The following is a 21,276-nucleotide window of genomic DNA, read 5'->3' as shown; positions in this document are numbered from 1 at the left end:
CGATCATCAGCGGCCTGTCGCGGGGTGCAAACCGCGGCAGGCCATTCCTCACGGAACAGGTCGAGAATAACTGATCGCGCTATTACAAGGGTGGGCAAAGGCGCGAAAGCGCCGTGCCCACCATCTCTCGACAACCGAACAAGGCGGTGGGCACGCTTCGCTTTGCCCACCCTACGCAACCGTTTTGGCCGCTCCCAGCGCCCGCACCGCGATCGCCACGCACGCAACCATCAGCACCGCCGCGAGCAGGAACGGCGCGCCGGGCAGCTGCCACGGCGCGCTGGCGCCGATGAAGTATGAGAACGTCAGCGTGAACAGGAACGGGCCGACGAGTTGCGACACGCTCTGCACGCTCGCGGTCGCACCCTGCAACTGGCCCTGCTGATCGGGCGCGACCAGCCGCGTCATCAGCGATTGCATGGCGGCACCCGAAATGCCCCACAGCGACATCACGGGAATGCCGATCCAGAACAGCGGCCCGGTCGGCGCCGCGCCGAAGATCACGAAGCCGACCGCGCCACAGCACAGGCCGAGCAACAAGGCGTTGCGCTCGCCCAGCACGCGCACGATCGGACCGATCGCGAGCCCCTGCACCACCATGGCGCAGACGCCGACCATCGCCAGCGTCAATCCCACGGTCTTCGAATCCCAGCCGTAGCGATAGGTGGCGTAGAGCACGAAGGTCGAGGGCAGCACGACATGCGCGACCTGCGCGATGAAGTTGACGACGGACAACGCAGCGAGCACCACGTTCGAACGCAGCAGGCGGAGCGCTCCGAGCGGATTGGCGCTCCTCCAGCGGAACGGCGCGCGCTTGTCCGGCGCCAGCGATTCCGGCAGGACGAAGAGCCCATAGAGCGCATTGGCCAAGCTCAGGGCCGCCGAGGCCCAGAACGGCAGGCGCGGATCGATATCGCCGAGCAGACCACCCAGCGCCGGGCCCAGCACGAAGCCGGCGCCGAACGCAGCTCCAATCCTGCCGAACACCGCTGCGCGCCGCTCCGGCGGCGTAATGTCGGCGATATAGGCAAAGGCGGTCGAGATGCTCGCCGAGGTGATGCCTGAGATCACCCGGCCGACGAACAGCCAGACCAGCGACGGCGCCAGCGCCATCAGCACATAGTCGGCCGCGAGCCCGAAATTCGACAGCAGCACCACCGACCGCCGCCCGAAGCGATCCGACAGCGCGCCGAGCACCGGCGAGAACACGAATTGCATCAGCGCCCAGGCGGTGCCGAACAGGCCGAAGATGCGGGCCGCGTGCGCCGTGTCGTTGTCGACGAAGCTCTCGATCAGTTTTGGCAGGATCGGCATGATCACGCCGAGCGCGAGCATGTCGAGCAGGATGGTGACGAAGATGAAGGCGACCGCACCGCGCCGGACTGGCGCAGCGCCCTGCGCCATCGCCTCGCCGGCCTCGTTGCTCACGATGGCCGCTTGCGCTTGTGGGCGAACGGATTGGCCTTCTCGCGCAAGGTGATGCGCACCGGCGTGCCCGGCAGCTCGAAGGCCTCACGCAGCGAATTGGTGAGGTAGCGCAGATAGGATTGCGGCACCGCGTCCGCACGCGAGCAGAACAGCACGAAGCTCGGCGGACGGGCCTTGGTCTGCGTGATGTAATTCAGCTTGAGGCGTCGGCCGGACACCGCCGGCGGCGGATTGGCCTGCACCGCCTCCTCGAACCAGCGGTTCAGTGCCGCGGTCGACACACGCCTGTTCCAAAGCGCATAGGCATCCTGGATCGCCTGCATCAATCGATCGATGCCCTCGCCCATCAAGCCGGAGACGGCGACGATCGGCACGCCCTTGATCTGCGGCAGCAAATGATCGGCATCGCGGCGCAGGTTCGAGATCGCGCCGCCACCCTTGCTCTCCATCAGGTCCCATTTGTTGACGGCGAGCACGACGGCGCGACCCTCGCGCTCGATCAGGTCGGCGATGCGAAGATCCTGCTCCTCGAAGCGGTTCTGCGCATCCATCATCATCACGACGACTTCGGCAAAGCGCACCGCGCGCAGTGCGTCGGCGACCGAGAGCTTCTCGAGCTTCTCCTCGATCCGCGAGCGCCGGCGCAGACCCGCGGTGTCGAACACGCGAAACTCGCGGCCTTTCCAGTTGATTTCGACCGCGATGGAATCGCGCGTGGTGCCGGCTTCCGGGCTCGTCAGCAGACGCTCCTCGCCGAGCAGATGATTGATCATCGTCGACTTGCCGGCGTTGGGCCGGCCGACGATCGCGACCCGGATCGGACGCGTGGCCGCCTCTTCCTCCGTCAGCGGCTCGTCGTCCTCGACGTCATCCTCCTCGACGGGCTCCGGCATCAGCTCTCGAAGGGCATCATAGAGCTCACCGAGGCCCTCGCCGTGCTCGGCCGAGATCTGGATGGGATCGCCGAGGCCGAGCGCGAAGGCCTCCATCGCGCCGGCATCGCCATGCTTGCCTTCGCTCTTGTTGGCGACAAGCATCACCGGCTTGTTGGCCTTGCGGGCGAAATCGGCGAAGGCGCGATCGTTGGGCGTGAGGCCCATGCGGGCATCGATCACGAAGAACAGCGCGTCGGCCTGTGCGATCGCGGCCTCCGTCTGCTCCTGCATGCGGGCGGTCAGCGAGCCCTTGGCGCCCTCATCGAGGCCGGCGGTGTCGATGATCGTGAAGTCGAGATCGCCGAGCCTGGCCTCGCCCTCGCGGCGGTCGCGGGTGACGCCGGGCAGGTCATCGACAAGCGCGAGCTTCTGCCCGACCAGGCGGTTGAACAGCGTCGACTTGCCGACATTGGGTCGGCCGATAATGGCAATTTTAAAGGACATGGGTCATTCGTGCGCTGCCGGAGCCGCGCCTGTCAATGAAATGAAGACAATTGTTTGAGCATGATCTTTTCGGAAAACCGCTTCACACTTTTCCGGATCATGCTCTAGCGCGAGAAGCTGCCGCTGGGCATCGGCGCCGGGAAGGCGCCCTGCGTTTGCTGCTGGGTGGTCTGGGTCGGTTGCGCCTGCTGGACGGGCTGATCGGGCGGCGGCGCGGTGGTGCGCTTGCGCACGATCTTCTGCCTGGGCGCCGGAGTGGCCGCGGGCGGCGCGGCCTCGGGCTGGGCCTCGCCATCGACTTCGCCGGCGGGCGCCTCAGCCGGCGCAACGGCAGCGCTGGGGGGCTGCCTGGTCTTTTTCGCCTTGGCACCCTTCGCCGGCTTGGCCGGCTCGGGCGGAGGCTCGGTGGGCAGAGCCGCGACGGCGGGGCCGTTCGGATCGGGCTGTTGCTGCGCGCCCTTGTACATTTCCTTCGGAACGCCCTGCTCGAGGCCCGGCACGCCTTCCGGGAACACCGGCTTGCGGTCGCCCGGCAGCTTCTTCTTGGTATCGAGGAAGTCGAGCATGTCGCTCGGATCGAAGCTGGAGCAACCGCCCAGCACGCCCGTGAAGGCGATCAGGACGGCGGCTGCGATCAAGCGTGACGTACGGCGCATATCGGTATCTCGTCTCAGCTCTCGGCTCAGCTCTTCGCTACGGGCGGCAGCAGGGCCTGCAGCGCCTCGGCGCGTGAGCGCAGGCCGGGCGGCGTTTCGCCATCCTCGGCAATCGCGTCGAGCCATTTGCGGGCGGCAGTCATATCGTTGTTGCGCCAGGCCGACAGCGCCAACATCTCGCGGGCAGTATGACGGAAGGTCGATTTGGGCGCGGTGGAGGCGTCCAGCCGCTGCTGCATGTCGGCATAACCGGCGCTGTCGAGCAGGAGACCGGCGGCGCGGATCTTCGCCAGATCCTGCCACTCGCCGCCCACGCTGCGGTCGGCGGCGATGTCGTCATACAGCTTGGCGCCCGCCTTGGTGTCGCGGGCCGCCGCCTCGGCCGCAGCACGCAGCCGCGCCAGGGTGCGATAGCCCGATGGAGCCTTGGCGGCGAGCTCGGTGAAGGCCGCCTCGGCCTCCGCATGCTTGTCCTGCTCGGACAGCTCGGCGGCCTTTTCGAAGGCGGCGCCGGCCTCGGCGGCCTTCTTGGCCTCCACATACTGGTAAGCGCGCCAGCCACCCACGGCGGCGACGATCAGCACCATCAGGGCGATGAAGACGATCGAATACTTGTCCCACAGCTTCTTGAGCTGTTCGCGACGTACTTCCTCGTCGACTTCGTCAAATAATTCAGACACTTATGCTAATCCCATGCCCGTCCGGGTGCGCGCGCCAAGGCGTTCGCGTCAGGAATCCCGTCCCCACGTGGCGGCGAGGTACCCTAACGATATGGCGGTGGCAAGGCAAAGCGAGCCCGATCAAGGCGTTAACCACCCGGGACAGCCCGGAGAGACCGCCTCCCCGGGTCAGGATCCCAACAGCTCCCGCAGCTGCCGCTTCAGTACCTTGCCATTGGCATTGCGCGGCAGCGGCTCCGCTGTGATCATCATGCTCTCCGGGACCTTGTAGTCGGACAGCCGCTCCGCGCACCAGGCGCGCAAGGCCTCGCTGTCCACCGGCGCACGCGCCACCACCACGGCGTGAACGCGTTCGCCCAACACCGGGCACGCCTTGGCGACGATCGCGCTCTCGACCACGGCCGGGTGGCCGGCCAGCACGGATTCGACCTCGGCCGAATAGATCTTGAGGCCGCCGCGGTTGATCATGTCCTTCTGCCGGTCGAACACCCGGACAAATCCCTCCGCGTCGACCGAGCCGAGATCGCCGGAATGCCAGAACCCGCTGGTGAAGCTTTCGGTCGTGGCCTTTGGGTTGTTCCAATAGCCCTTGATGACGGAGGCACTCTGGATCCAGAGCTCGCCGATTTCCCCGGGCGGCAGCTCACGCCCGTCCGCGCCCATTGCCAGAATGCGCGCACCGGGACACGGCAGGCCAACGCTGTCGATGTGGGTTGCCGTCAACTCGCCCGGCATGATCGTGGACGGCGATGTCGTCTCGGTCGCGCCGTAGCAGTTCGCCAGCTCGAGGCCCGGAATGATCGCCTTGAGCTTCTCGATGGTGGCAACCGGCATCGGCGCGCCACCAAAGCCTCCGATGCGCCAGCTCGACAGATCGTAGCTCTCGAAATCGGGCTGGAGCAGGCAGAGATTGTACATCGCCGGCACCATCACCGTGTAGGTGACGCGCTCGCGCGCGGCGAGCTTGAGATATTCGCCGGCTTTGAACTCCGGCATGATGATCAGCGCGCCACCGCAGCAGATCATCGTCGTGATGTTGGCGACGACGCCGGTGACGTGACCGAGCGGCACTGCCGCGATCGAACGGTCGGCCGCCGTCAATTGCAGGCAGGACACGAAGATCATCGAGGAATGGACGATGTTGCAATGGGCCAGCATCGCGCCCTTCGGCTTGCCTGTCGTGCCCGAGGTGTAGAGGATCATCGCAGTGTCCTCCTCGCTCGTCTCGATCGGCGCCGAGGCCGGCGCGCTGTCGACGAGCACCGCGAAATGCGACCGAGCCGGATCGTCATCGACCGCGATACGGTGGATCACATCGGGCACATCCCGCACGTCCGGCAGCCGCTCCGCGAGCGCCGCCTCGTGGATCAGGATTTTGGCGCCGCAGTCGGCGAGCACATAGGCGATTTCCGGCTTCTGCTGCCGTGTGCTGAGCAGCACCGTGACGAGCCCCTCATGCGCGGCAGCAAACAGCAGCAGCGGGAATTCGACCCGGTTGCCGAGCAGGATCGCGACACGATCGCCGCGCTGCAATCCGAGCTTGCGAAATCCCGCTGCGATCCGCGCAGCCTGCTCCGCGGCCTGCCGCCAGCTCAGCCGGACATGGCCTGAGATCAGCGCTTCGCCGTCGGGATTGCGGGCGCACGCGTCCGCAATCATCGCCCACAGGCTCGACGGCCGATCGCAAAATGCCGGTACGACTCGATCGCCGAAGCGCGCCTCGAACCGCATTGGCGGGATCTGAGAATGCGACCAGTCCATCGGAATGACCTTGGCTTGTTGCTCTTGTTACCTTGTCACTTTCCGCGCAGGGCATGCGGTCCTGTCTTGTGCTGATCGGCTAGCCGCCCATCACGGGAACACCGATCACGACCGGATGGAACGCAAACGCCAGCGCCAGATAAGCGACGATTCCGACCACCACAGCGATCAGATCGTTGGTGACGCCGCCCACCGGAATCGGCGGACCGCCGCCATCGGTGCGACGCTTCAGCGTGATGCGATCATACACCGCCCAGCCGAGAAAGGAGCCGAACAGGATGATGGAGCCGAGATCGCCATTGGCCAGAAGATGCGCCGCCGCCCACAGCTTGATGCCGGCCAGCATCGGATGCTTCAGCGTCGCATAGATGCGGCCGCGCAGATAGGACGCAACCACCAGGATGACCGCGGGCAACATCAGCGCGAGCGTGATGTGCTTCAGCGCCTTCGGCGGATACCAGACGTCGATCCAGCCCGTCGCACGGTAATGCGCGAAGCCCCAGATGATCAGCGCGAGCCCCGCGAGCGAGGCAAGCGAATAGAGGATTTTGTAGGTCCCCTCGCCCAGTCTCGCGATGGCCTGCGCGCGCGCCTCGCGTTTCGTCGTGAACACATGCGCCGCAAAAAACAGCGCAAGCCCCAGGATCATAACCAGCAGACCCACGAGATTCTCCCCTCAACCAGCGCCCCAGCCCATGGCGTATCATCGATTGGCCGCCGGTCGCAACTGATGCGCTACTTGCCGATCTCGCGATTGTCGACATACCGGATCGCGATCGGCCGCCCGGCGATGGCACCGCCAAGACCGCCGGTGAATTTCAGCGGCAGGCAGGCGTTCAACGATGAATTGATTGCATTGAGATAGGTGGTTCTCGTCTCGGCGGGGACGCCTGCGGTCGCATAGGTCAGGCGCGGCGGGCCGATCAGGCCGCCCGATTTGTTGAAGCTGAAACGCACGGCGATCTGCATGCCCGCGCGGGCATTGTCCGATGGCGGTGACCAGCAGGTGCGCAGCTCGGCGAAGAGATCGCCGATCGTATCGAGATCGTGATTAGGCTTTTGGTATTTGGCGCGATCGGCGTCCGCTGGCACGCTTTGGATCGTGAGCTGGAGGTTCTGCCCGTAGGAATAGTCGATCTCGGGAATGCAGGGACCAGGCTCGAGCGGGCTGCAATAGGATGGCGTGCAGGGCCGGCCGTCGAGCACACTGCATGGCTCGTGCGAAAACGGAATTGGGTTGATCTGTCGCGGCCGCGCGTCGGCGGCAACGATCGAGATCGCCAGCAGGAGAAAAACAAGGATGCCGCGCCACATCATGCGATCTCACAATACCGCAAGAGTAAAACGTGGCATTACCTCCGACAACGTCAAGATCGCCGGCGTTCACGTGCTCGCGTTCAACCTCGGTGTCGTCGCCCGGCTTGACCGGGCGACCCAGTACTCCGGGACGTCTGTGATTGAGCCGGGAAGCCGCGGCGTACTGGATGCCCCGGTCAAGCCGGGGCATGACAGCGGAGGGTGAGGAGCGGACGGAGCTACGCCCTAGCCCTTCTTCTTGACGTCCTTGACGTTGGTGAATGCGATGCCCTCGGCACGTTCCCTGGTGTAGCCGAGATAGAACTCGTTCCGCGCCAGATAGACGGGATCGCCGTCGACATCGTCGGCGATGCTGGAGGTGTTGGCGGCGATGAAGGTGTCGAGCTTCTTGCGGTCGTCCGAAGAGACCCAGCGCGCGAGCTGGAACTCGCTGACCTCGAACTCGACCGGCAGGGAATATTCCGCATCCAGCCGCGCCTTGAGCACGTCGAGCTGGAGCGCGCCGACGACGCCGACCAACGCGGGCGCACCGTCGCGGGGACGGAACACCTGCACCACGCCCTCTTCCGACATCTGCTGAAGCGCTTCCTTCAGCTTCTTCGCTTTCATCGCATCGGTGAGACGTACGCGGCGGACGATTTCCGGCGCAAAGCTCGGCACGCCGACGAAGTTGAAATCCTCACCGTCGGTCAGCGTATCGCCGATGCGCAGCGTGCCGTGATTGGGAATGCCGACGACATCGCCGGCATAAGCCTCGTCCGCAACCGAACGGTCCTGCGCGAAGAAGAATTGCGGGCTCGACAGCGGCATGCTCTTGCCGGTGCGCACGAGCTTCGCCTTCATGCCGCGGCTGAGCTTGCCGGAGCAGAGGCGGGCGAAGGCGATACGGTCGCGATGGTTGGGATCCATGTTGGCCTGGATCTTGAACACGAAGGCGCTCATGCGCGGGTCGGTGGCTTCGACCTTGCGCTGGTCGCTCTCCTGCGCGCGCGGCTCGGGCGCGAACTTGCCGAGGCCTTGCAGCAGGTCGCCGACGCCGAAATTGCGTAGCGCGCTGCCGAAATAGACCGGCGTCAGATGGCCCTCGCGAAACGCTTCGAGCTCGAACGGCTTTGAAGCCGCGGTGACGAGCTCGAGTTCGTCCTTGACCGCTGACACGTCGAGATTGGCGTTGAGCTTGGCGAGCTCGGCGATCTCGATCTGCTGCGCCGCGCCGGTCTTGGCACCGCCGCCTTCGAGCAGGCGCACGCCGCCATTGACGACGTCATAGGTGCCGAGGAACTCGCGGCCGCGGCCGACAGGCCAGGTCATTGGCGTGGTATCGAGCGCCAGCGTCTTCTCGATCTCGTCGAGCAGCTCGAACACGTCGCGGCTCTCGCGGTCCATCTTGTTGATGAAGGTGATGATCGGGATGTCCCGGAGACGACACACCTCGAACAGCTTTCGGGTGCGCGCCTCGATGCCCTTGGCGGCGTCGATCACCATGACGGCGGAATCGACCGCCGTGAGCGTGCGATAGGTGTCTTCCGAAAAGTCCTCGTGGCCCGGCGTGTCCAGCAGATTGAAAACGAGGCCCTCGAACTCGAAGGTCATGACCGAGGTCACGACCGAGATGCCGCGCTCGCGCTCGATCTTCATCCAGTCCGAACGCGTGTTGCGCCGCTCGCCCTTGGCCTTCACCTGGCCGGCCAGATTGATGGCGCCACCGAACAGCAGCAGCTTTTCGGTCAGCGTGGTCTTGCCGGCGTCCGGATGCGAGATGATCGCAAAGGTACGCCGCCGCGACACTTCAGCGGCAAGCGAGGAACGGGCCGTCGATTCGGCTGTGGTGGCGATGTCGGACATTGCGGCAGCGTTTGGCAGGGAAAATGAGCCTGATCAAGCCTCATCTGGTGATTGCGGAGCCTTCCGGCCAGCCCCATATCGGGCTTGTTTGGGAGGGACGGCCTTCCCTTCCTATCGGCACGCCAGTCGCGGGGACGACCCTGCCTTGAATGGAGGGTCGTCATGGCCTGGAGCATCCTGTTCGTCGCCGGTCTGCTGGAGGTCTCCTGGGCGATCGGCCTCAAATATACCGAGGGTTTCACCAAGCTCGTTCCGTCGGTCCTCACGCTTGGCGCCATGGCCGGCAGCATCCTCCTGCTCGGGCTCGCCCTCAAATCGCTGCCGATTGGAACCGCTTATGCCGTCTGGACCGGCATCGGCGCGGTCGGTACCGCGACCCTCGGCATCATCCTGTTCGGCGAGCCGGCCACCGCGTTCCGCCTCGCCAGCATCGGGCTGATCGTCGCCGGGATTGTCGGGCTGAAGCTGGTTACCTGACGAAGATCTTGACCGCCCACCAGCTCAATGCGGCGACGATCGCCGAGGCCGGCATCGTGATCACCCAGGCATAGACGATCGAGCTGGCGACGTTCCAGCGCACCGCCGAAAGGCGGCGGGCGGCGCCGACGCCGACGATGGCCCCGGTGATGGTGTGGGTGGTCGAGACTGGAACGCCGAGGAAGGTCGCCATGAACAGGGTCGCGGCACCGCCGGTCTCGGCGCAAAATCCCTGCATCGGGGTCAGCTTGGTGATGCGCAGGCCCATAGTGCGAACGATGCGCCAGCCGCCCATCAGCGTCCCCATCGCCATCGCGGCCTGGCACGAGAGCACCACCCAGAAGGGGACGAAGAATTCGCCGCCGAGCTGGCCCTGCGAATAGAGCAGCACGGCGATGATGCCCATGGTCTTCTGCGCGTCGTTGCCCCCATGGCCGAGCGAATAGAGCGAGGCGGAGGCGAATTGCAGGATGCGGAAGGCGCGATCGACGGCAAAGGGCGTGGAGCGCACCGAGGCCCAGGAGACGATCGCAACCAGCACCATCGCGAGCAGGAAGCCGACCAGCGGAGACAGCACGATGGCGATCACCGTCTTGGACAGTCCGCTCCAGACCGCCGCCGAAAGGCCGGCTTTGGCCACACCGGCACCAAACAAGCCGCCGATCAATGCATGAGACGAGGACGATGGGATGCCGAGCGCCCATGTCACCAGGTTCCAGACGATGGCGCCGACGAGCGCGGCGAAGATCACCTGAGCATCCACGATCGCGGGATCGATGATGCCGGTGCCGATGGTCTGGGCGACGTGCAATCCGAACACCATGAAGGCGACGAAATTGAAGAACGCGGCCCAGAACACCGCGTATTGCGGCCGCAGCACGCGGGTCGAGACGATGGTCGCAATCGAATTGGCGGCGTCGTGCAGGCCGTTCAGGAAGTCGAACAGCAGCGCGACGGCAATCAATCCGACCAGGACGGGAAGACCCAACGCAACATCCACGGCGTGGCCCCTGCCCTAAACTTGCTCGATGACGATGCTGTTGATCTCGTTCGCGACGTCGTCGAAGCGGTCGGCGACTTTCTCGAGATGGTCGTAGATCTCTGCGCCGACGATGAAATCCATCGCGTTGCCGTCGCGATGCTTGAGGAACAGTTCCTTCAGCCCGATATCATGGAGATCGTCGACGCGGCCTTCCAGCTTGCCCAGCTCTTCGGTGATCGCAGTCAGCATAGCCACGTTCTGGCCGATCTTCTGCATCAGCGGCAGCGCACGGCCGACCAGATTGGCGCATTCGATCAGAAGCCCGCCGATCTCCCGCATCGGGGGCTCGAAGCTGCGGACCTCGAACAGCATCACGGCCTTGGCGGTCTGCTGCATCTGGTCGATGGCGTCGTCCATCGAGGTGATCAGGTTCTTGATGTCGCCGCGGTCGAACGGGGTGATGAAGGTCCGGCGCACCGCCGTCAGCACCTCACGGGTGATGTTGTCGGCATCGTTCTCGAACTGGTTGACGCGCTGGCAATAGACCGGCGTCTCCTCGCCCCCGTTGAGCATGCTCTGGAGCGCGATCGAGCCCTGGATCACGGTCTGGGCGTGGCGGTCGAACAGGTCGAAGAACCGTTCTTCCTTGGGCAGGAAAGAGCGAAACAATCGCATCATGGGAGAGAAACTACCGGTTGGATAATGGCTTGGCCAAAGGGGGCCGTCATGAAACTGTCATAGACCATTTTCGATCCACGCGCGTGCCACCTCACGCCCGTGGAGCCGGATCATCCACCGCTTTCACGCGTCAACACATCTTCTAATATATCAATGGCTTACAGCGACCGGCGGAAGTAATGCGCGATTTCGCCGATGACACCACGGCGGAAGGTGAGCACGCAGATCACGAAGATCGAGCCCTGGATCACCGTCACCCACTGCCCGAACCCCGCCAGATATTGCTGCATGGCGATGATCACGAAGGCACCGACCACGGGACCGAACACGGTTCCTAGACCACCGACCAGCGTCATCAGCACGACTTCGCCCGACATTGACCAGTGCACGTCGGTGAGCGAGGCGTTCTGCGCCACGAAGACTTTCAGCGCACCGGCAAAGCCGGCCAGCGTGCCCGACAGGACGAAAGCCAGGAACTTGTACTGATCGGTGCGGTAACCCAGCGAGATCGCGCGCGGCTCGTTCTCGCGGATCGCCTTGAGGACTTCGCCGAAGGGCGAGTTGATGATGCGGAAGATCAGCAGGAAGCCGGCGAGGAAGCCGACCAGAACCACGTAATAGAGCACGGTCGGCTTGGTCAGATCGAACACGCCGAACATGCGTCCTTGCGGGATGCCCTGGATGCCGTCTTCGCCATGGGTGAACGGCGCCTGGAGGTAGATGAAGTACAGAAGCTGCGACAGCGCCAGCGTGATCATCGAGAAATAGATGCCCTGGCGCCGGATCGAGATATAGCCCGTGATGAGCGAGAGCACGAAGGCACCGGCGACGCCGACGAGGATGCCGAGCTCCGGCGGCAGCGCCCAGACCTTCAGAGCATGCGCGCTGCAATAGCCGGCCGTGCCCAGGAACATCGCATGACCGAAGGACAGCAAACCGCCATAGCCGATCAGCAGGTTGAAGGCGCAGGCGAGCAGCGCGAAGCACAGTGCCTGCATCACGAAGAACGGGTAGACTCCCGTGAATGGCACCGAAGCCAGCAGCAGCGCCATCACCACGAACACGATCATCTCGTCGCGGATCGCGCGCGGGGTTACCGGCAGCGTGTCGTCCGTCAAGGCTGTCATATCAGGCCGCCCTTCCCGTCAATCCCGTTGGCTTCACCAAGAGCACCAGCACCATCAGCACGAACACGACGGTGTTGGAGGCCTCGGGGTAGAAATATTTGGTCATGCCCTCGATCACACCGAGCGCAAAGCCGGTGATGATGGAGCCCATGATCGATCCCATGCCGCCGATCACGACCACCGCGAACACCACGATGATCAGGTCGGCGCCCATCAGCGGCCGCACCTGGTTGATCGGCGCCGAGAGCACGCCAGCAAGCGCGGCCAGGCCGACACCCAAACCATAGGTCAGCGTGATCATGCGCGGCACGTTGACGCCGAAAGCGCGCACCAGCGTCGGGTTTTCAGTCGCGGCACGCAAATAGGCGCCGAGCCGCGTCTTCTCGATCAGGAACCAGGTCGCAACACACACGATCAGCGAGAAGATGACGACCCAGCCGCGATAGATGGGCAGGAACATGAAGCCGAGATTCATGCCGCCCTTGAGCTGGTCCGGAATGGCGTAAGGCATGCCGGAGGAGCCGAAATAGTTCTGGAACACGCCCTGCACGATCAGCGCAATGCCGAAGGTCAGGAGCAGGCCGTAGAGATGATCGAGCCCCGTCAGCCATTGCAGCATGGTCCGTTCCAGGATCATGCCGAAGATGCCGACGATGATCGGGGCAAGCAGTAACGCCCACCAGTAGTTGATGCCGCCGATGTTCAGCAGGAAGTAGGCGACGAACGCGCCCATCATGTAGAGCGCGCCATGGGCGAAATTGATGATGTTGAGCATGCCGAAGATCACGGCAAGCCCGAGACTGAGCAGCGCGTAGAACGAGCCGTTGATCAGTCCCACCAGTAGCTGAGCGTAAAGAGCCTGCATCGATCCCGCACCCGGTCCCTTCGGCGTTCCCTGAAAGTCGCCCGCAGGCCTGATGGCCTGCGGGCGGTTATCTTACTTCTTCAAGAGCGCGCACTTGCTCTCGGACAGCGGCGTGAAGGCCTGGTCGCCCGGCACCGTGCCGACCAGCTTGTAGAAGTCCCACGGTCCCTTGGACTCGGAGGGCTTCTTCACCTCGAACAGATAGGCATTGTGGATGGTGCGACCGTTGGGCTGGATCTCGCCCTTGCCGAACAGATCGTCTTCCGTCGGCATCGACTTCATCTTCTCGACGACCTTGGCGCCGTCGTGCGGGTTGCCGCCGAGCGCTTCCAGTGCCTTGAAATAGTGACGCACGCCCGCATAGACGCCGGCCTGCACCATGGTCGGCGGTGCGTTGTTCTTCATCTTCTCGGCGAAGCGCTTGGAGAACGCCCGGGTCTGGTCGTTCATGTCCCAGTAGAAGGTCTCGGTGAAGTTGAGGCCTTGAGCGGTCTCGAGCCCGATCGCCTTGACGTCAGTCAGGAACAGCAGCAGCGCCGCGAGCTTCTGGCCGCCCTTGACGATGCCGAACTCGGCCGCCTGCTTGATCGTGTTGGTGGTGTCGCCGCCCGCATTGGCAAGGCCGATGATCTTGGCCTTGGAGGCCTGCGCCTGGAGCAGGAAGGACGAGAAGTCCGGCGTGTTCAGCGGGTGCTTGACGCCGCCGACCACCTTGCCGCCATTGGCCGTAACGACAGCGGTGGTGTCGCGCTCCAGCGCCGCGCCAAAGGCGTAGTCCGCGGTCAGAAAGAACCAGGTGTCGCCGCCAGCCTTCACCAGCGCCTGGCCGGTGGTGTGGGCCAGCATGTAGGTGTCGTAGGTCCAGTGCACCGTGTTGGGCGAGCACTGCGCGTTGGTCAAATCCGAGGTCGCCGCGCCCGAGTTGATGTAGACGCCGTTCTTTTCCTTGACGACGTTGTTGACCGCAAGCGCCACGCCGGAATTCGGCACGTCGACGATGACGTCGACCTTGTCGACGTCAAACCATTGCCGCGCGATCGCGGTGCCGATGTCGGGCTTGTTCTGGTGATCACCCGAGATGATGTCGATCTTCCAGCCCTTCGCAGCCAGGCCGGAATCTTCAATGGCCATCTGCGCGGCGAGCGTCGAGCCCGGTCCGCCGAGGTCGGCATAGAGCCCGGACTGATCGGACAGCGCGCCGATCTTGACGGTCTTGTCCTGCGCGAAGGCTGCACCGGTGGCGGTCACGGCCAGCGCCGTGCCGAGCAGAAACGACGCAATCGACTTTGTCATCATGCTACTTCCCTATGAATCTTCTTGTTGGCAGTTCTAGACGCCGAGATAGGTGTGGAGCTTGTCCATGTTGGCGGCAAGCTCCGCATTGGAAAATCCGTCAATGATCTTGCCGTGCTCGACCACGTAATAGCGGTCGGCGACGGTGGATGCGAACCGGAAGTTCTGCTCGACCAGGAGGATCGTAAAACCCTCTTTCTTGAGCCGCGCAATGGTGTGGCCGATCTGCTGGATGATGACGGGCGCGAGACCCTCGGTCGGCTCGTCCAGCATCAGGAAGTTCGCACCGGTGCGCAGGATGCGCGCGATCGCGAGCATCTGCTGCTCGCCGCCGGAGAGTTTGGTTCCCTGGCTGTTGAGCCGTTCCTTCAGGTTCGGAAACAGATCGAAGATCTGCTCGAGCGGCAATCCGCCGGGACGCACCACCGGTGGCAACAGCAGGTTCTCCCGGACATCGAGGCTGGAGAAAATTCCGCGCTCTTCCGGGCAGAACGCGATTCCCATCCGCGCGATCTTGTCCGAGGTCGTGCGGATGATGTCCTGGTTGTTGAACTTCACCGAGCCGGTGCGCTTGCCGATGATGCCCATGATCGACTTCAGCGTGGTGGTCTTGCCGGCGCCGTTACGCCCGAGCAGGGTGACGACCTCGCCCGCGTTCACGTCGAAGTTGATCCCGTGCAGGATGTGGGACTCGCCGTACCAGGCTTCCAGGTTGCGGACCTGGAGGAGGTTGCCGCCGCTCGCAGTCTTTGCGGGAGCGTCCGCCGTTGCCGTCTCAGCCATGACCGGCTCCCAGATAGGCTTCCTTGACGCGTTCGTCCTTGGTCAGCTCGCTGTAATGGCCTTGCGCGAGCACCTGCCCGCGCGTCAACACGGTGATGATGTCGGAGAGATTGGCCACGACGCTCAGATTATGCTCGACCATCAGGATGGTGTATTTCGCGGAGATGCGCTTGATCAGCGCCGCGATCTTGTCGATGTCCTCGTGGCCCATGCCGGCCATCGGCTCGTCCAGCAGCATCATCTCCGGGTCGAGCGCGAGCGTGGTTGCGATCTCCAGTGCGCGCTTGCGCCCGTAGGGCATCTCGACCGCGGGCGTATTGGAAAACTCGCTGAGGCCGACATCGTTCAACAGCTCGCGCGCGCGATCGTTGAATTGGTTGAGCACGGACTTTGAGCGCCAGAAATCGAAGGAGCTGCCGTGCTGGCGCTGAAGCGCGACGCGGACGTTTTCCAGCGCGGTGAGATGGGGAAATACGGCCGAGATCTGGAACGAGCGAACCAGCCCCAGGCGGGCCACGTCGGCGGGCGCCATCGCGGTGATGTCCTGCCCCTTGTACAGGATTTTTCCGGCAGACGGTTTGAGGAACTTGGTCAAAAGATTGAAACACGTCGTCTTGCCGGCACCGTTCGGGCCGATCAACGCGTGAATGCTCCCACGGCGAACCTTGAGCGCAACGTCGCGGACGGCGAAGAAGCCCGCGAACTCCTTGGTCAAGCCTTCCGTTTCGAGAATGAACTCATCGGCCAAACAGTTTTCCCCCTGCCCGCACAACGCGCGTGGCTATCCTTGTTGCTTCGGCTTTCCGGAGGCCTTGGAGCCACTCCCTGGAGCCCATCCGGAACGCCGCCTCCGGGCGCGGAATATGCCGGAGGTGACGGGGGTTAGGCAAGGCGGAAAGCTGAGCAGGTCAGGCCTCCGGCCGGGAGACTTATGCTCCCTTAGTCGGACGTGTTTTGATGTCGCGCCTGCCCGGCTTCCCGGTTCGCAAAGCGCCGGTCATCAAGCCGTCGTTAACGGTCTTTCGTTCCATGCGCCAGCCTTCATAGAAAATTTTCCCGCAACGAGGATCATGCGCGGGTTTGATCCGTCCGTAATTTCTATTCGCCGGGAATATTGTGTTGGATTTTGCAAGCGCCGCTCCTTCCGTGGTCAAGTCGATCAGGCAGCGTGATCTCCTGAACACGTGGCTGCGGCTCTATGCGCGCGAGCAGACGGCCCCGGCGATTTGGGAGTACCAGCCTGCGCGGCTCGAGGAAGAGCTCTCCGATCTGATCTATTATACGGTGGACATGTCGACGCCGACACCGCGTCTGACCATCCAGAGCGAAGGTACGCGCATCTCGCGCGCCTATGGACACACCGGCAAGGGCGTTCTGCTCGACGACTATATCGGGCCGCGTCTCGTGCCCCTGGTAATGCCGGTCTATCATGAATGCGTGGCGCGCGGGGTGCCAGTCTACAGCGTTGCCGACGTCGATGACATCTACGGCCGTATCGTCGCCTATGAGCGCCTGCTGCTGCCGTTCCAGACCGACGGCAAGGTCTGTCACCTCATCGCATCGCTCAAGACCTTCTGCGAGGACGGCGGCTTCGAGATCAAGAATCTGATGCGCGGAAATGACGCGCTGCCGCGCCCGAGATTGCGCGCGGTGATCGACCGCGACCTGTTCCATCGCACCCCAGGCCGCATCGCGCCGGCCGAGCTGGTCGAGTTCGCGGACCAGCAGGGCTCCGGCCTTCCCACAGAGATCATCGAGCTGAACTAGCGCTCAGCGCGATTTGGCGGCGGCTTCCTTGGTCTTGACGTCCTTGGCATAGACGTCTGGCTTGAAGCCGACCAGCAGCTTGCCACCAAATTCAAGCACCGGCCGCTTGATCATCGATGGTTGCGCTAGCATCAACGCCAGCGCCTTTTTCTCGGAGAGGCCTTCTTTGTCGGCATCGGGCAGCTTCTTGAAGGTCGTCCCGGCGCGATTGAGCAGCGTCTCCCAACCGACCTTGTCGCTCCACTGCTTGAGCTTGTCCTTCTCCACGCCCGCCGTCTTGTAGTCGTGAAACGCGTAGGCGACGCCATGGGTGTCGAGCCAGGCGCGCGCCTTCTTCATGGTCTCGCAGTTCTTGATGCCGTAGATGATGTTGGGCAAAACGTTCCTCGCGCATCCGTCGTATCGTGATCCCAAGGCGTTGTACGCAACTCCGGTTCGCGCGACAATATTGCGAATGATGCCATCTCTTCGAACGGACACTCCATGCACGTCACTCACGATCCAGCCGCGACTGCGTCGCCAACCATCGACTTCGACACCTTCCTCGCGGTCGATATCCGCGTCGGCACCATCGTCGATGCGAAGCCCTTCCCGGAGGCGCGCAAGCCGGCCTGGCGGCTGTGGATCGACTTCGGTCCCGCGATCGGTGTGCGCAAGAGCTCGGCGCAGATCACCGAAAACCATCCGCTTGAAACGCTGGTGGGCCAACAGGTGGCCGCGGTCGTGAATTTCCCGCCGCGCCAGATCGGCCCGGTTGTCTCGGAGGTGCTCACCCTCGGTTTCCCCGATACCGACGGCAAGGTCGTGCTGGTGCAGCCGAGCAAGCCCGTGCCGAACGGCGGACGGCTGTTCTAGCACCGCGCGATCAAGGGACGGTTCCAGGCCGCCGGCGGCGTCCCATTTAACGGTTCAGCCCTCCTGTTTCCCGACCCGGGGCGTCGGGATTGACCGGGATCCTTTTTGATAATATAAATGACTGACTGATCGTTTTTTATCTCAGCCGCCCTTATCAACTACCTCCTCCGAGGAACGAATAAAACGATCGACCTGTCAGTTATTTATGGATAAGCCGGATGCCCAAGATCAGCGACAAGCAACGCGAAAGCCGGCGGCAGCAGATCCTCGAAGCCGCTCTTGCCTGCTTCGCCGAGGACGGTTTTCACCAGACCGGGATGGCCGACATCGTCAAACGGTCGGGGCTGAGCCACGGTGCGGTCTATCTCTACTTCCAGAGCAAGGACGATCTGATCGAGGCACTCGCCGACGACCGGCACCGGCGCGAGGCCGTGCTCAACTCGGTCGCGCAAGGATCGGGCGATCCGATCGAAGGACTTCACGCACTGGTCGGCGTCTACGCGCAATGGCTCACCGACCCCGCCGGCGAAGCGCGCCGCCGTGTCGGTATCCATGGCTGGGCCGAGGCCCTGCGCAACCGCCGCGTCCGCACCAGCGTCGTGGAAGGCATCGACATGCCGCGCGCCCTGATCGTCGCGCTGGTCGAGCGCGGCCAGCATGACGGCCTCATCAAGCGCGATCTCGGTCCTGAAGCGATCGCGCGCGTGCTGATCGCGATCTTCCAGGGATTTCTGCTGCAAAAATGCTGGGCCCAGGATTTTGACATCGAGGCCTGCATGGCGGCCGTGACCGGCGTGATCGATGGTTTTCGCACCACGAAGGCCGACGTCAAGCGACGGACCAGGAACTGAGCGATGTCGTGGGTCCACGACCTGCTCGCAGGCATTGGGGTCGGTCTCATCGGCGGGCTGACATCGGGCTTCATGGGCACGAGCCCAGGAGGCGGTCTCGTGATTTTCAGCGTGCTGCTGCTCGGCGCCGAGCAACACGTCGCCCAGGGCACATCGCTGATCACGCAGGTTCCACCGACAGGACTCGCGGGTGTTCGCCGCTATTGGCAGAACGGCAATCGCAGCCCCTTGCTGTGGATCGTCTGGATCGGCATCGGCTTTCTGTTCGGCGGCGCCGGCGGCGGCTACGCTGCGGCCGCAGTCTCCGACGCGGTGTTGCAATGGACCTACGTCGTCTATCTCGTCGCACTGATCGCTCTCCTGATCCTGCGCCGCGACCGCGAGGACAAAAGCAATGAGACCGGCGACCGAGACGAGCTGCCGTGGCTGCCGCTGCTCCTCATCGGCATGCTTGCCGGATTTTCCTCCGGCTTCATGGGCATCGGCGGCGGGCTGGCGATTACCGTCGGGCTGGCGGCAGGCCTGCGGGTGCCGCAGCATCAGGCGCAGCTCGTCAGCCTCGTCTTCTCGGTCATCCCGACCAATATTCCGGCCGCGTGGATCTATTGGAGCAAGGGGCTCATGGTCGGCTGGCCGGCCATCATCGGCATCCTGGCCGGCCTCTGGGTCGGCACCGATCTCGGTGCACGCGCTGCCAATGGCGTCAGCAAATCGGTACTGCGCCGGGTCATGATCGCCCTCATCCTGCTGATGGCGCTCTACATGACCCACAAGGCGCTAACCTGATCTTACGGCCGCTTCGGAATGTTCAGCCCGCGCTCGACCGCCGGACGCGCCAGCCCGCGTTCGAGCCAGGCGGCGACGGATTTGAACTGGCTGAACTCGACGAGATCGCCGGCGCCGTAGAAGCCGATGAGGTTGCGCACCCAGCCGAGCATGGAGATGTCGGCGATGGTGTAGTCGTCGTCCATGAACCATTGCCGGCCGGCAAGATGCATCTCCATCACCCCGAGCAGCCGCTTGGCCTCGCCCACGTAGCGCTCGAGCGGCCGCTTGTCCTCAAAGTCCTTGCCGGCGAATTTGTGGAAAAAGCCGACCTGGCCGAACATCGGCCCGATACCACCCATCTGGAAATGCAACCACTGGAGGGTCTGGTAGCGGCGCGCGGGATCCTGCGGCAGCAGCTTGCCGGTCTTCTCCGCGAGGTATTGCAGGATCGCCCCGGATTCGAACAGCGGCAGCGGCCTCCCGCCGGGACCGTCGGGATCGAGGATCGCCGGGATCTTGCCATTCGGATTGAGCGAGAGGAATTCCGGCGTCTTCTGGTCGTCCTTGCCGAAATCGACGAGATGGACTTCGTAGGGAAGCCCGATCTCTTCCAGCATGATCGAGACCTTGACGCCGTTCGGCGTCGGCAGCGAATAGAGCTGGAGCAGCTCCGGGTGCTTGGCCGGCCAGCGCTTGGTGATGGGAAAGGCGGACAGATCGGACATCAGGACCCCGGCTTCGTTCATGAGATGCCGCCTAGTCTAGGCAAGCGGACGAACGACGCAAGGTCGAGTGGTCAGATCATTTTCCCGCACAGGTCACAGCGGCCGCAGCAAATGGTTGGTGGCGTGCATCACATCGCGCTGCGCGCGTTGCTCGATGAAAAGTTGGCCGGTGACCAGCAGTGCTCCGGTGAAGACGAGCGCAAGCATCGCGGTCGCGAATTGACTGCCATCCCTCATCGGACGAGCTTCTCCGTGTTCGGTTCGCACGAGGAACGCAGGCCAGCCGTCGTCTGTTCCTGCAAGCTTCAAATAAATTGCAGCTTTTTCCCGGCCCCTCGCACGCCGACAGCCTCAATAATTGATCTCCATCCGCAAGCCCCTCGGGTCGGTCTCCTCTCCGCCGAACCTCTGCGTGCTGTCGCGTGCCGCGATGGCGCAGGCACAGGCGTCGATGAGATCGTTACGGCCGATGCCGGTGCCGTGTCGTTGAGTCAGCCATTTCGGCAAACGCGCGAAGCCGCGCTGCTCCAGGAGTGCGATGCGCTGCTCGCGGCCCTCTGCCGAGGCCTTCTTTGCGAGCCGGGCCCGCCCAGCCAGATTCCAAAAAATCAATTCCGGATGCGCTTCGCCGATGGTCGCCTGCCGCTCCGGCGTCATGATCTCGTCGACGTCCCTGATCTTGTCCCTGATGTTCCAGAGCTGCGCCGACACGCCCCTGCCCTTGCCCTCGCGCTCCCAGTAGTGCCGGTTAGCTGCAGCCATATCGGCAAATCGCCAGAGGTCACGGCGCGCGCCGAGAAACACGGCGGGACCGACCCGCTCGCGTGCGCGCAAATCGCAGATGCGGTATCCGCTCCATTTCAATCCGATCGGCATGTCGATCATCGCGCGTGCATGCGGCAGCGCGAGCAGCCGTGCGAGACCCGGCGAATACTCGAAACCGTGATCGCCGCGCTGGTCGATCCAGGCGGCAACCCAGCCGAAGCGAAATCCGTCAAGGCCGAGATAGTTTGGCAACTTCCTGATCCCTGACGGGCGT

At 63.8% G+C, this 21,276-nt stretch carries 25 protein-coding genes; 6 read left to right on the top strand and 19 right to left on the bottom strand.

Going from position 1 to position 21,276, the window contains the following annotated elements:
• Window positions 1–171 precede the first annotated feature (171 nt).
• The 7 genes from ABIB80_RS16555 to ABIB80_RS16525 all read right to left on the bottom strand — a co-directional run bounded on the left by ABIB80_RS16555 (window position 172) and on the right by ABIB80_RS16525 (window position 7,218).
• Entirely contained in the window at window positions 172–1,428 is a 1,257-nt protein-coding gene (locus ABIB80_RS16555) for a TCR/Tet family MFS transporter (protein ID WP_007592065.1), read from the bottom strand.
• Window positions 1,425–2,807 carry a ribosome biogenesis GTPase Der gene (gene der / locus ABIB80_RS16550; protein ID WP_007592067.1) on the bottom strand — a complete coding sequence of 461 codons (1,383 nt, stop codon included), beginning with the start codon at window positions 2,805–2,807 and terminating at the stop codon, window positions 1,425–1,427. Before der ends, ABIB80_RS16555 begins: the two co-directional genes overlap by 4 nt.
• 104 nt (window positions 2,808–2,911) lie before the next feature.
• Window positions 2,912–3,463, bottom strand: coding sequence for a hypothetical protein (locus ABIB80_RS16545; RefSeq protein WP_354127960.1), 552 nt, complete (start codon window positions 3,461–3,463; stop codon window positions 2,912–2,914).
• 26 nt (window positions 3,464–3,489) lie between these two features.
• Window positions 3,490–4,143 carry a tetratricopeptide repeat protein gene (locus ABIB80_RS16540; protein WP_354127959.1) on the bottom strand — a complete coding sequence of 218 codons (654 nt, stop codon included), beginning with the start codon at window positions 4,141–4,143 and terminating at the stop codon, window positions 3,490–3,492.
• Between the two features lie 168 nt (window positions 4,144–4,311).
• The gene (locus ABIB80_RS16535; protein ID WP_354127958.1) at window positions 4,312–5,904 is read right to left on the bottom strand and encodes a class I adenylate-forming enzyme family protein; all 1,593 of its coding nucleotides are present in this window, start codon (window positions 5,902–5,904) and stop codon (window positions 4,312–4,314) included.
• Between the two features lie 79 nt (window positions 5,905–5,983).
• Entirely contained in the window at window positions 5,984–6,568 is a 585-nt protein-coding gene (locus ABIB80_RS16530) for an NnrU family protein (RefSeq protein WP_007609254.1), read from the bottom strand.
• Window positions 6,569–6,639: 71 nt separating this feature from the next.
• Window positions 6,640–7,218 (bottom strand): UCP034077 family protein, encoded by a 579-nt coding sequence (locus ABIB80_RS16525; protein ID WP_354127968.1) that lies wholly within the window; start codon window positions 7,216–7,218, stop codon window positions 6,640–6,642.
• On the opposite strand from ABIB80_RS16525, the gene ABIB80_RS16520 reads away from it, so the two are divergent.
• A complete protein-coding gene (locus tag ABIB80_RS16520) occupies window positions 7,205–7,426 on the top strand; it encodes a hypothetical protein (RefSeq protein ID WP_157643098.1) in 222 nt (73 codons plus the stop codon). The genes ABIB80_RS16525 and ABIB80_RS16520 overlap by 14 nt on opposite strands.
• 20 nt (window positions 7,427–7,446) lie before the next feature.
• Here ABIB80_RS16520 and ABIB80_RS16515 read toward each other — a convergent pair whose 3' ends face one another.
• Entirely contained in the window at window positions 7,447–9,066 is a 1,620-nt protein-coding gene (locus ABIB80_RS16515) for a peptide chain release factor 3 (protein ID WP_007592078.1), read from the bottom strand.
• A 162-nt stretch (window positions 9,067–9,228) separates the two neighbouring features.
• Here ABIB80_RS16515 and sugE point away from each other — a divergent pair, with 162 nt between their 5' ends.
• Window positions 9,229–9,543, top strand: coding sequence for a quaternary ammonium compound efflux SMR transporter SugE (gene sugE, locus ABIB80_RS16510; RefSeq protein ID WP_354127957.1), 315 nt, complete (start codon window positions 9,229–9,231; stop codon window positions 9,541–9,543).
• Here the strand turns inward: sugE and ABIB80_RS16505 are convergent.
• The 7 genes from ABIB80_RS16505 to ABIB80_RS16475 all read right to left on the bottom strand — a co-directional run bounded on the left by ABIB80_RS16505 (window position 9,536) and on the right by ABIB80_RS16475 (window position 16,019).
• Entirely contained in the window at window positions 9,536–10,543 is a 1,008-nt protein-coding gene (locus tag ABIB80_RS16505; protein ID WP_085395960.1) for an inorganic phosphate transporter, read from the bottom strand. The two genes, sugE and ABIB80_RS16505, sit on opposite strands and share 8 nt — an antisense overlap.
• A gap of 15 nt (window positions 10,544–10,558) precedes the next feature.
• Window positions 10,559–11,203 carry a DUF47 domain-containing protein gene (locus ABIB80_RS16500; protein ID WP_007592082.1) on the bottom strand — a complete coding sequence of 215 codons (645 nt, stop codon included), beginning with the start codon at window positions 11,201–11,203 and terminating at the stop codon, window positions 10,559–10,561.
• Window positions 11,204–11,361: 158 nt separating this feature from the next.
• The gene (locus tag ABIB80_RS16495) at window positions 11,362–12,330 is read right to left on the bottom strand and encodes a branched-chain amino acid ABC transporter permease (protein WP_007592084.1); all 969 of its coding nucleotides are present in this window, start codon (window positions 12,328–12,330) and stop codon (window positions 11,362–11,364) included.
• 1 nt (window position 12,331) lies between these two features.
• Entirely contained in the window at window positions 12,332–13,195 is an 864-nt protein-coding gene (locus tag ABIB80_RS16490) for a branched-chain amino acid ABC transporter permease (protein ID WP_007592087.1), read from the bottom strand.
• A 72-nt stretch (window positions 13,196–13,267) separates the two neighbouring features.
• The gene (locus tag ABIB80_RS16485; RefSeq protein WP_007592089.1) at window positions 13,268–14,491 is read right to left on the bottom strand and encodes an ABC transporter substrate-binding protein; all 1,224 of its coding nucleotides are present in this window, start codon (window positions 14,489–14,491) and stop codon (window positions 13,268–13,270) included.
• A gap of 33 nt (window positions 14,492–14,524) precedes the next feature.
• Window positions 14,525–15,271 (bottom strand): ABC transporter ATP-binding protein, encoded by a 747-nt coding sequence (locus ABIB80_RS16480; protein WP_007592091.1) that lies wholly within the window; start codon window positions 15,269–15,271, stop codon window positions 14,525–14,527.
• The gene (locus ABIB80_RS16475; RefSeq protein WP_018459153.1) at window positions 15,264–16,019 is read right to left on the bottom strand and encodes an ABC transporter ATP-binding protein; all 756 of its coding nucleotides are present in this window, start codon (window positions 16,017–16,019) and stop codon (window positions 15,264–15,266) included. The genes ABIB80_RS16480 and ABIB80_RS16475 overlap by 8 nt, the downstream gene beginning before the upstream one ends.
• A gap of 371 nt (window positions 16,020–16,390) precedes the next feature.
• Between ABIB80_RS16475 and ABIB80_RS16470 the strand changes: the two genes are divergently transcribed.
• Window positions 16,391–17,038, top strand: a complete 648-nt coding sequence (locus tag ABIB80_RS16470) for a hypothetical protein (RefSeq protein ID WP_354127956.1) — start codon at window positions 16,391–16,393, stop codon at window positions 17,036–17,038.
• Between the two features lie 3 nt (window positions 17,039–17,041).
• Here the strand turns inward: ABIB80_RS16470 and ABIB80_RS16465 are convergent, their stop codons facing one another.
• On the bottom strand, window positions 17,042–17,416 hold the full coding sequence (locus ABIB80_RS16465) for an ArsC family reductase (protein ID WP_354127955.1): 375 nt from the start codon (window positions 17,414–17,416) through the stop codon (window positions 17,042–17,044).
• Window positions 17,417–17,521: 105 nt separating this feature from the next.
• Here ABIB80_RS16465 and ABIB80_RS16460 point away from each other — a divergent pair, with 105 nt between their 5' ends.
• The 3 genes from ABIB80_RS16460 to ABIB80_RS16450 all read left to right on the top strand — a co-directional run bounded on the left by ABIB80_RS16460 (window position 17,522) and on the right by ABIB80_RS16450 (window position 19,530).
• Window positions 17,522–17,893 (top strand): tRNA-binding protein, encoded by a 372-nt coding sequence (locus ABIB80_RS16460; RefSeq protein WP_007592097.1) that lies wholly within the window; start codon window positions 17,522–17,524, stop codon window positions 17,891–17,893.
• Between the two features lie 218 nt (window positions 17,894–18,111).
• Window positions 18,112–18,744 carry a TetR/AcrR family transcriptional regulator gene (locus tag ABIB80_RS16455; protein ID WP_354127954.1) on the top strand — a complete coding sequence of 211 codons (633 nt, stop codon included), beginning with the start codon at window positions 18,112–18,114 and terminating at the stop codon, window positions 18,742–18,744.
• Window positions 18,745–18,747: 3 nt separating this feature from the next.
• A complete protein-coding gene (locus ABIB80_RS16450) occupies window positions 18,748–19,530 on the top strand; it encodes a sulfite exporter TauE/SafE family protein (RefSeq protein ID WP_354127953.1) in 783 nt (260 codons plus the stop codon).
• 2 nt (window positions 19,531–19,532) lie between these two features.
• Here the strand turns inward: ABIB80_RS16450 and ABIB80_RS16445 are convergent, their stop codons facing one another.
• From ABIB80_RS16445 to ABIB80_RS16435, 3 genes are all read right to left on the bottom strand, one after another.
• Complete coding sequence (locus tag ABIB80_RS16445) at window positions 19,533–20,237, bottom strand: glutathione S-transferase family protein (protein WP_354127967.1); 705 nt, start codon at window positions 20,235–20,237, stop codon at window positions 19,533–19,535.
• A gap of 93 nt (window positions 20,238–20,330) precedes the next feature.
• A complete protein-coding gene (locus ABIB80_RS16440; protein WP_007592105.1) occupies window positions 20,331–20,474 on the bottom strand; it encodes a hypothetical protein in 144 nt (47 codons plus the stop codon).
• A gap of 114 nt (window positions 20,475–20,588) precedes the next feature.
• Complete coding sequence (locus ABIB80_RS16435; protein WP_007592108.1) at window positions 20,589–21,254, bottom strand: DUF429 domain-containing protein; 666 nt, start codon at window positions 21,252–21,254, stop codon at window positions 20,589–20,591.
• Between the last annotated feature and the right edge of the window lie 22 nt (window positions 21,255–21,276).

It is taken from the genome of Bradyrhizobium sp. i1.15.2 (genome assembly GCF_040548425.1).
Classification (GTDB): domain Bacteria; phylum Pseudomonadota; class Alphaproteobacteria; order Rhizobiales; family Xanthobacteraceae; genus Bradyrhizobium; species Bradyrhizobium canariense.
This window is presented reverse-complemented; position numbering and strand designations above follow the sequence as displayed.

Coding starts and splice junctions, on each gene's coding strand:
- ABIB80_RS16480 (WP_007592091.1), bottom strand. CDS start 15,271: ATGGCTGAGACGGCAACGGCGGACGCTCCCGCAAAGACTGCGAGCGGC.
- ABIB80_RS16455 (WP_354127954.1), top strand. CDS start 18,112: ATGCCCAAGATCAGCGACAAGCAACGCGAAAGCCGGCGGCAGCAGATC.
- ABIB80_RS16460 (WP_007592097.1), top strand. CDS start 17,522: ATGCACGTCACTCACGATCCAGCCGCGACTGCGTCGCCAACCATCGAC.
- der (WP_007592067.1), bottom strand. CDS start 2,807: ATGTCCTTTAAAATTGCCATTATCGGCCGACCCAATGTCGGCAAGTCG.
- ABIB80_RS16490 (WP_007592087.1), bottom strand. CDS start 13,195: ATGCAGGCTCTTTACGCTCAGCTACTGGTGGGACTGATCAACGGCTCG.
- ABIB80_RS16520 (WP_157643098.1), top strand. CDS start 7,205: ATGCCGCGCCACATCATGCGATCTCACAATACCGCAAGAGTAAAACGT.
- ABIB80_RS16535 (WP_354127958.1), bottom strand. CDS start 5,904: ATGGACTGGTCGCATTCTCAGATCCCGCCAATGCGGTTCGAGGCGCGC.
- ABIB80_RS16545 (WP_354127960.1), bottom strand. CDS start 3,463: ATGCGCCGTACGTCACGCTTGATCGCAGCCGCCGTCCTGATCGCCTTC.
- ABIB80_RS16525 (WP_354127968.1), bottom strand. CDS start 7,218: ATGTGGCGCGGCATCCTTGTTTTTCTCCTGCTGGCGATCTCGATCGTT.
- ABIB80_RS16450 (WP_354127953.1), top strand. CDS start 18,748: ATGTCGTGGGTCCACGACCTGCTCGCAGGCATTGGGGTCGGTCTCATC.
- ABIB80_RS16440 (WP_007592105.1), bottom strand. CDS start 20,474: ATGAGGGATGGCAGTCAATTCGCGACCGCGATGCTTGCGCTCGTCTTC.
- ABIB80_RS16515 (WP_007592078.1), bottom strand. CDS start 9,066: ATGTCCGACATCGCCACCACAGCCGAATCGACGGCCCGTTCCTCGCTT.
- ABIB80_RS16495 (WP_007592084.1), bottom strand. CDS start 12,330: ATGACAGCCTTGACGGACGACACGCTGCCGGTAACCCCGCGCGCGATC.
- ABIB80_RS16485 (WP_007592089.1), bottom strand. CDS start 14,491: ATGATGACAAAGTCGATTGCGTCGTTTCTGCTCGGCACGGCGCTGGCC.
- ABIB80_RS16445 (WP_354127967.1), bottom strand. CDS start 20,237: ATGTCCGATCTGTCCGCCTTTCCCATCACCAAGCGCTGGCCGGCCAAG.
- sugE (WP_354127957.1), top strand. CDS start 9,229: ATGGCCTGGAGCATCCTGTTCGTCGCCGGTCTGCTGGAGGTCTCCTGG.
- ABIB80_RS16500 (WP_007592082.1), bottom strand. CDS start 11,203: ATGATGCGATTGTTTCGCTCTTTCCTGCCCAAGGAAGAACGGTTCTTC.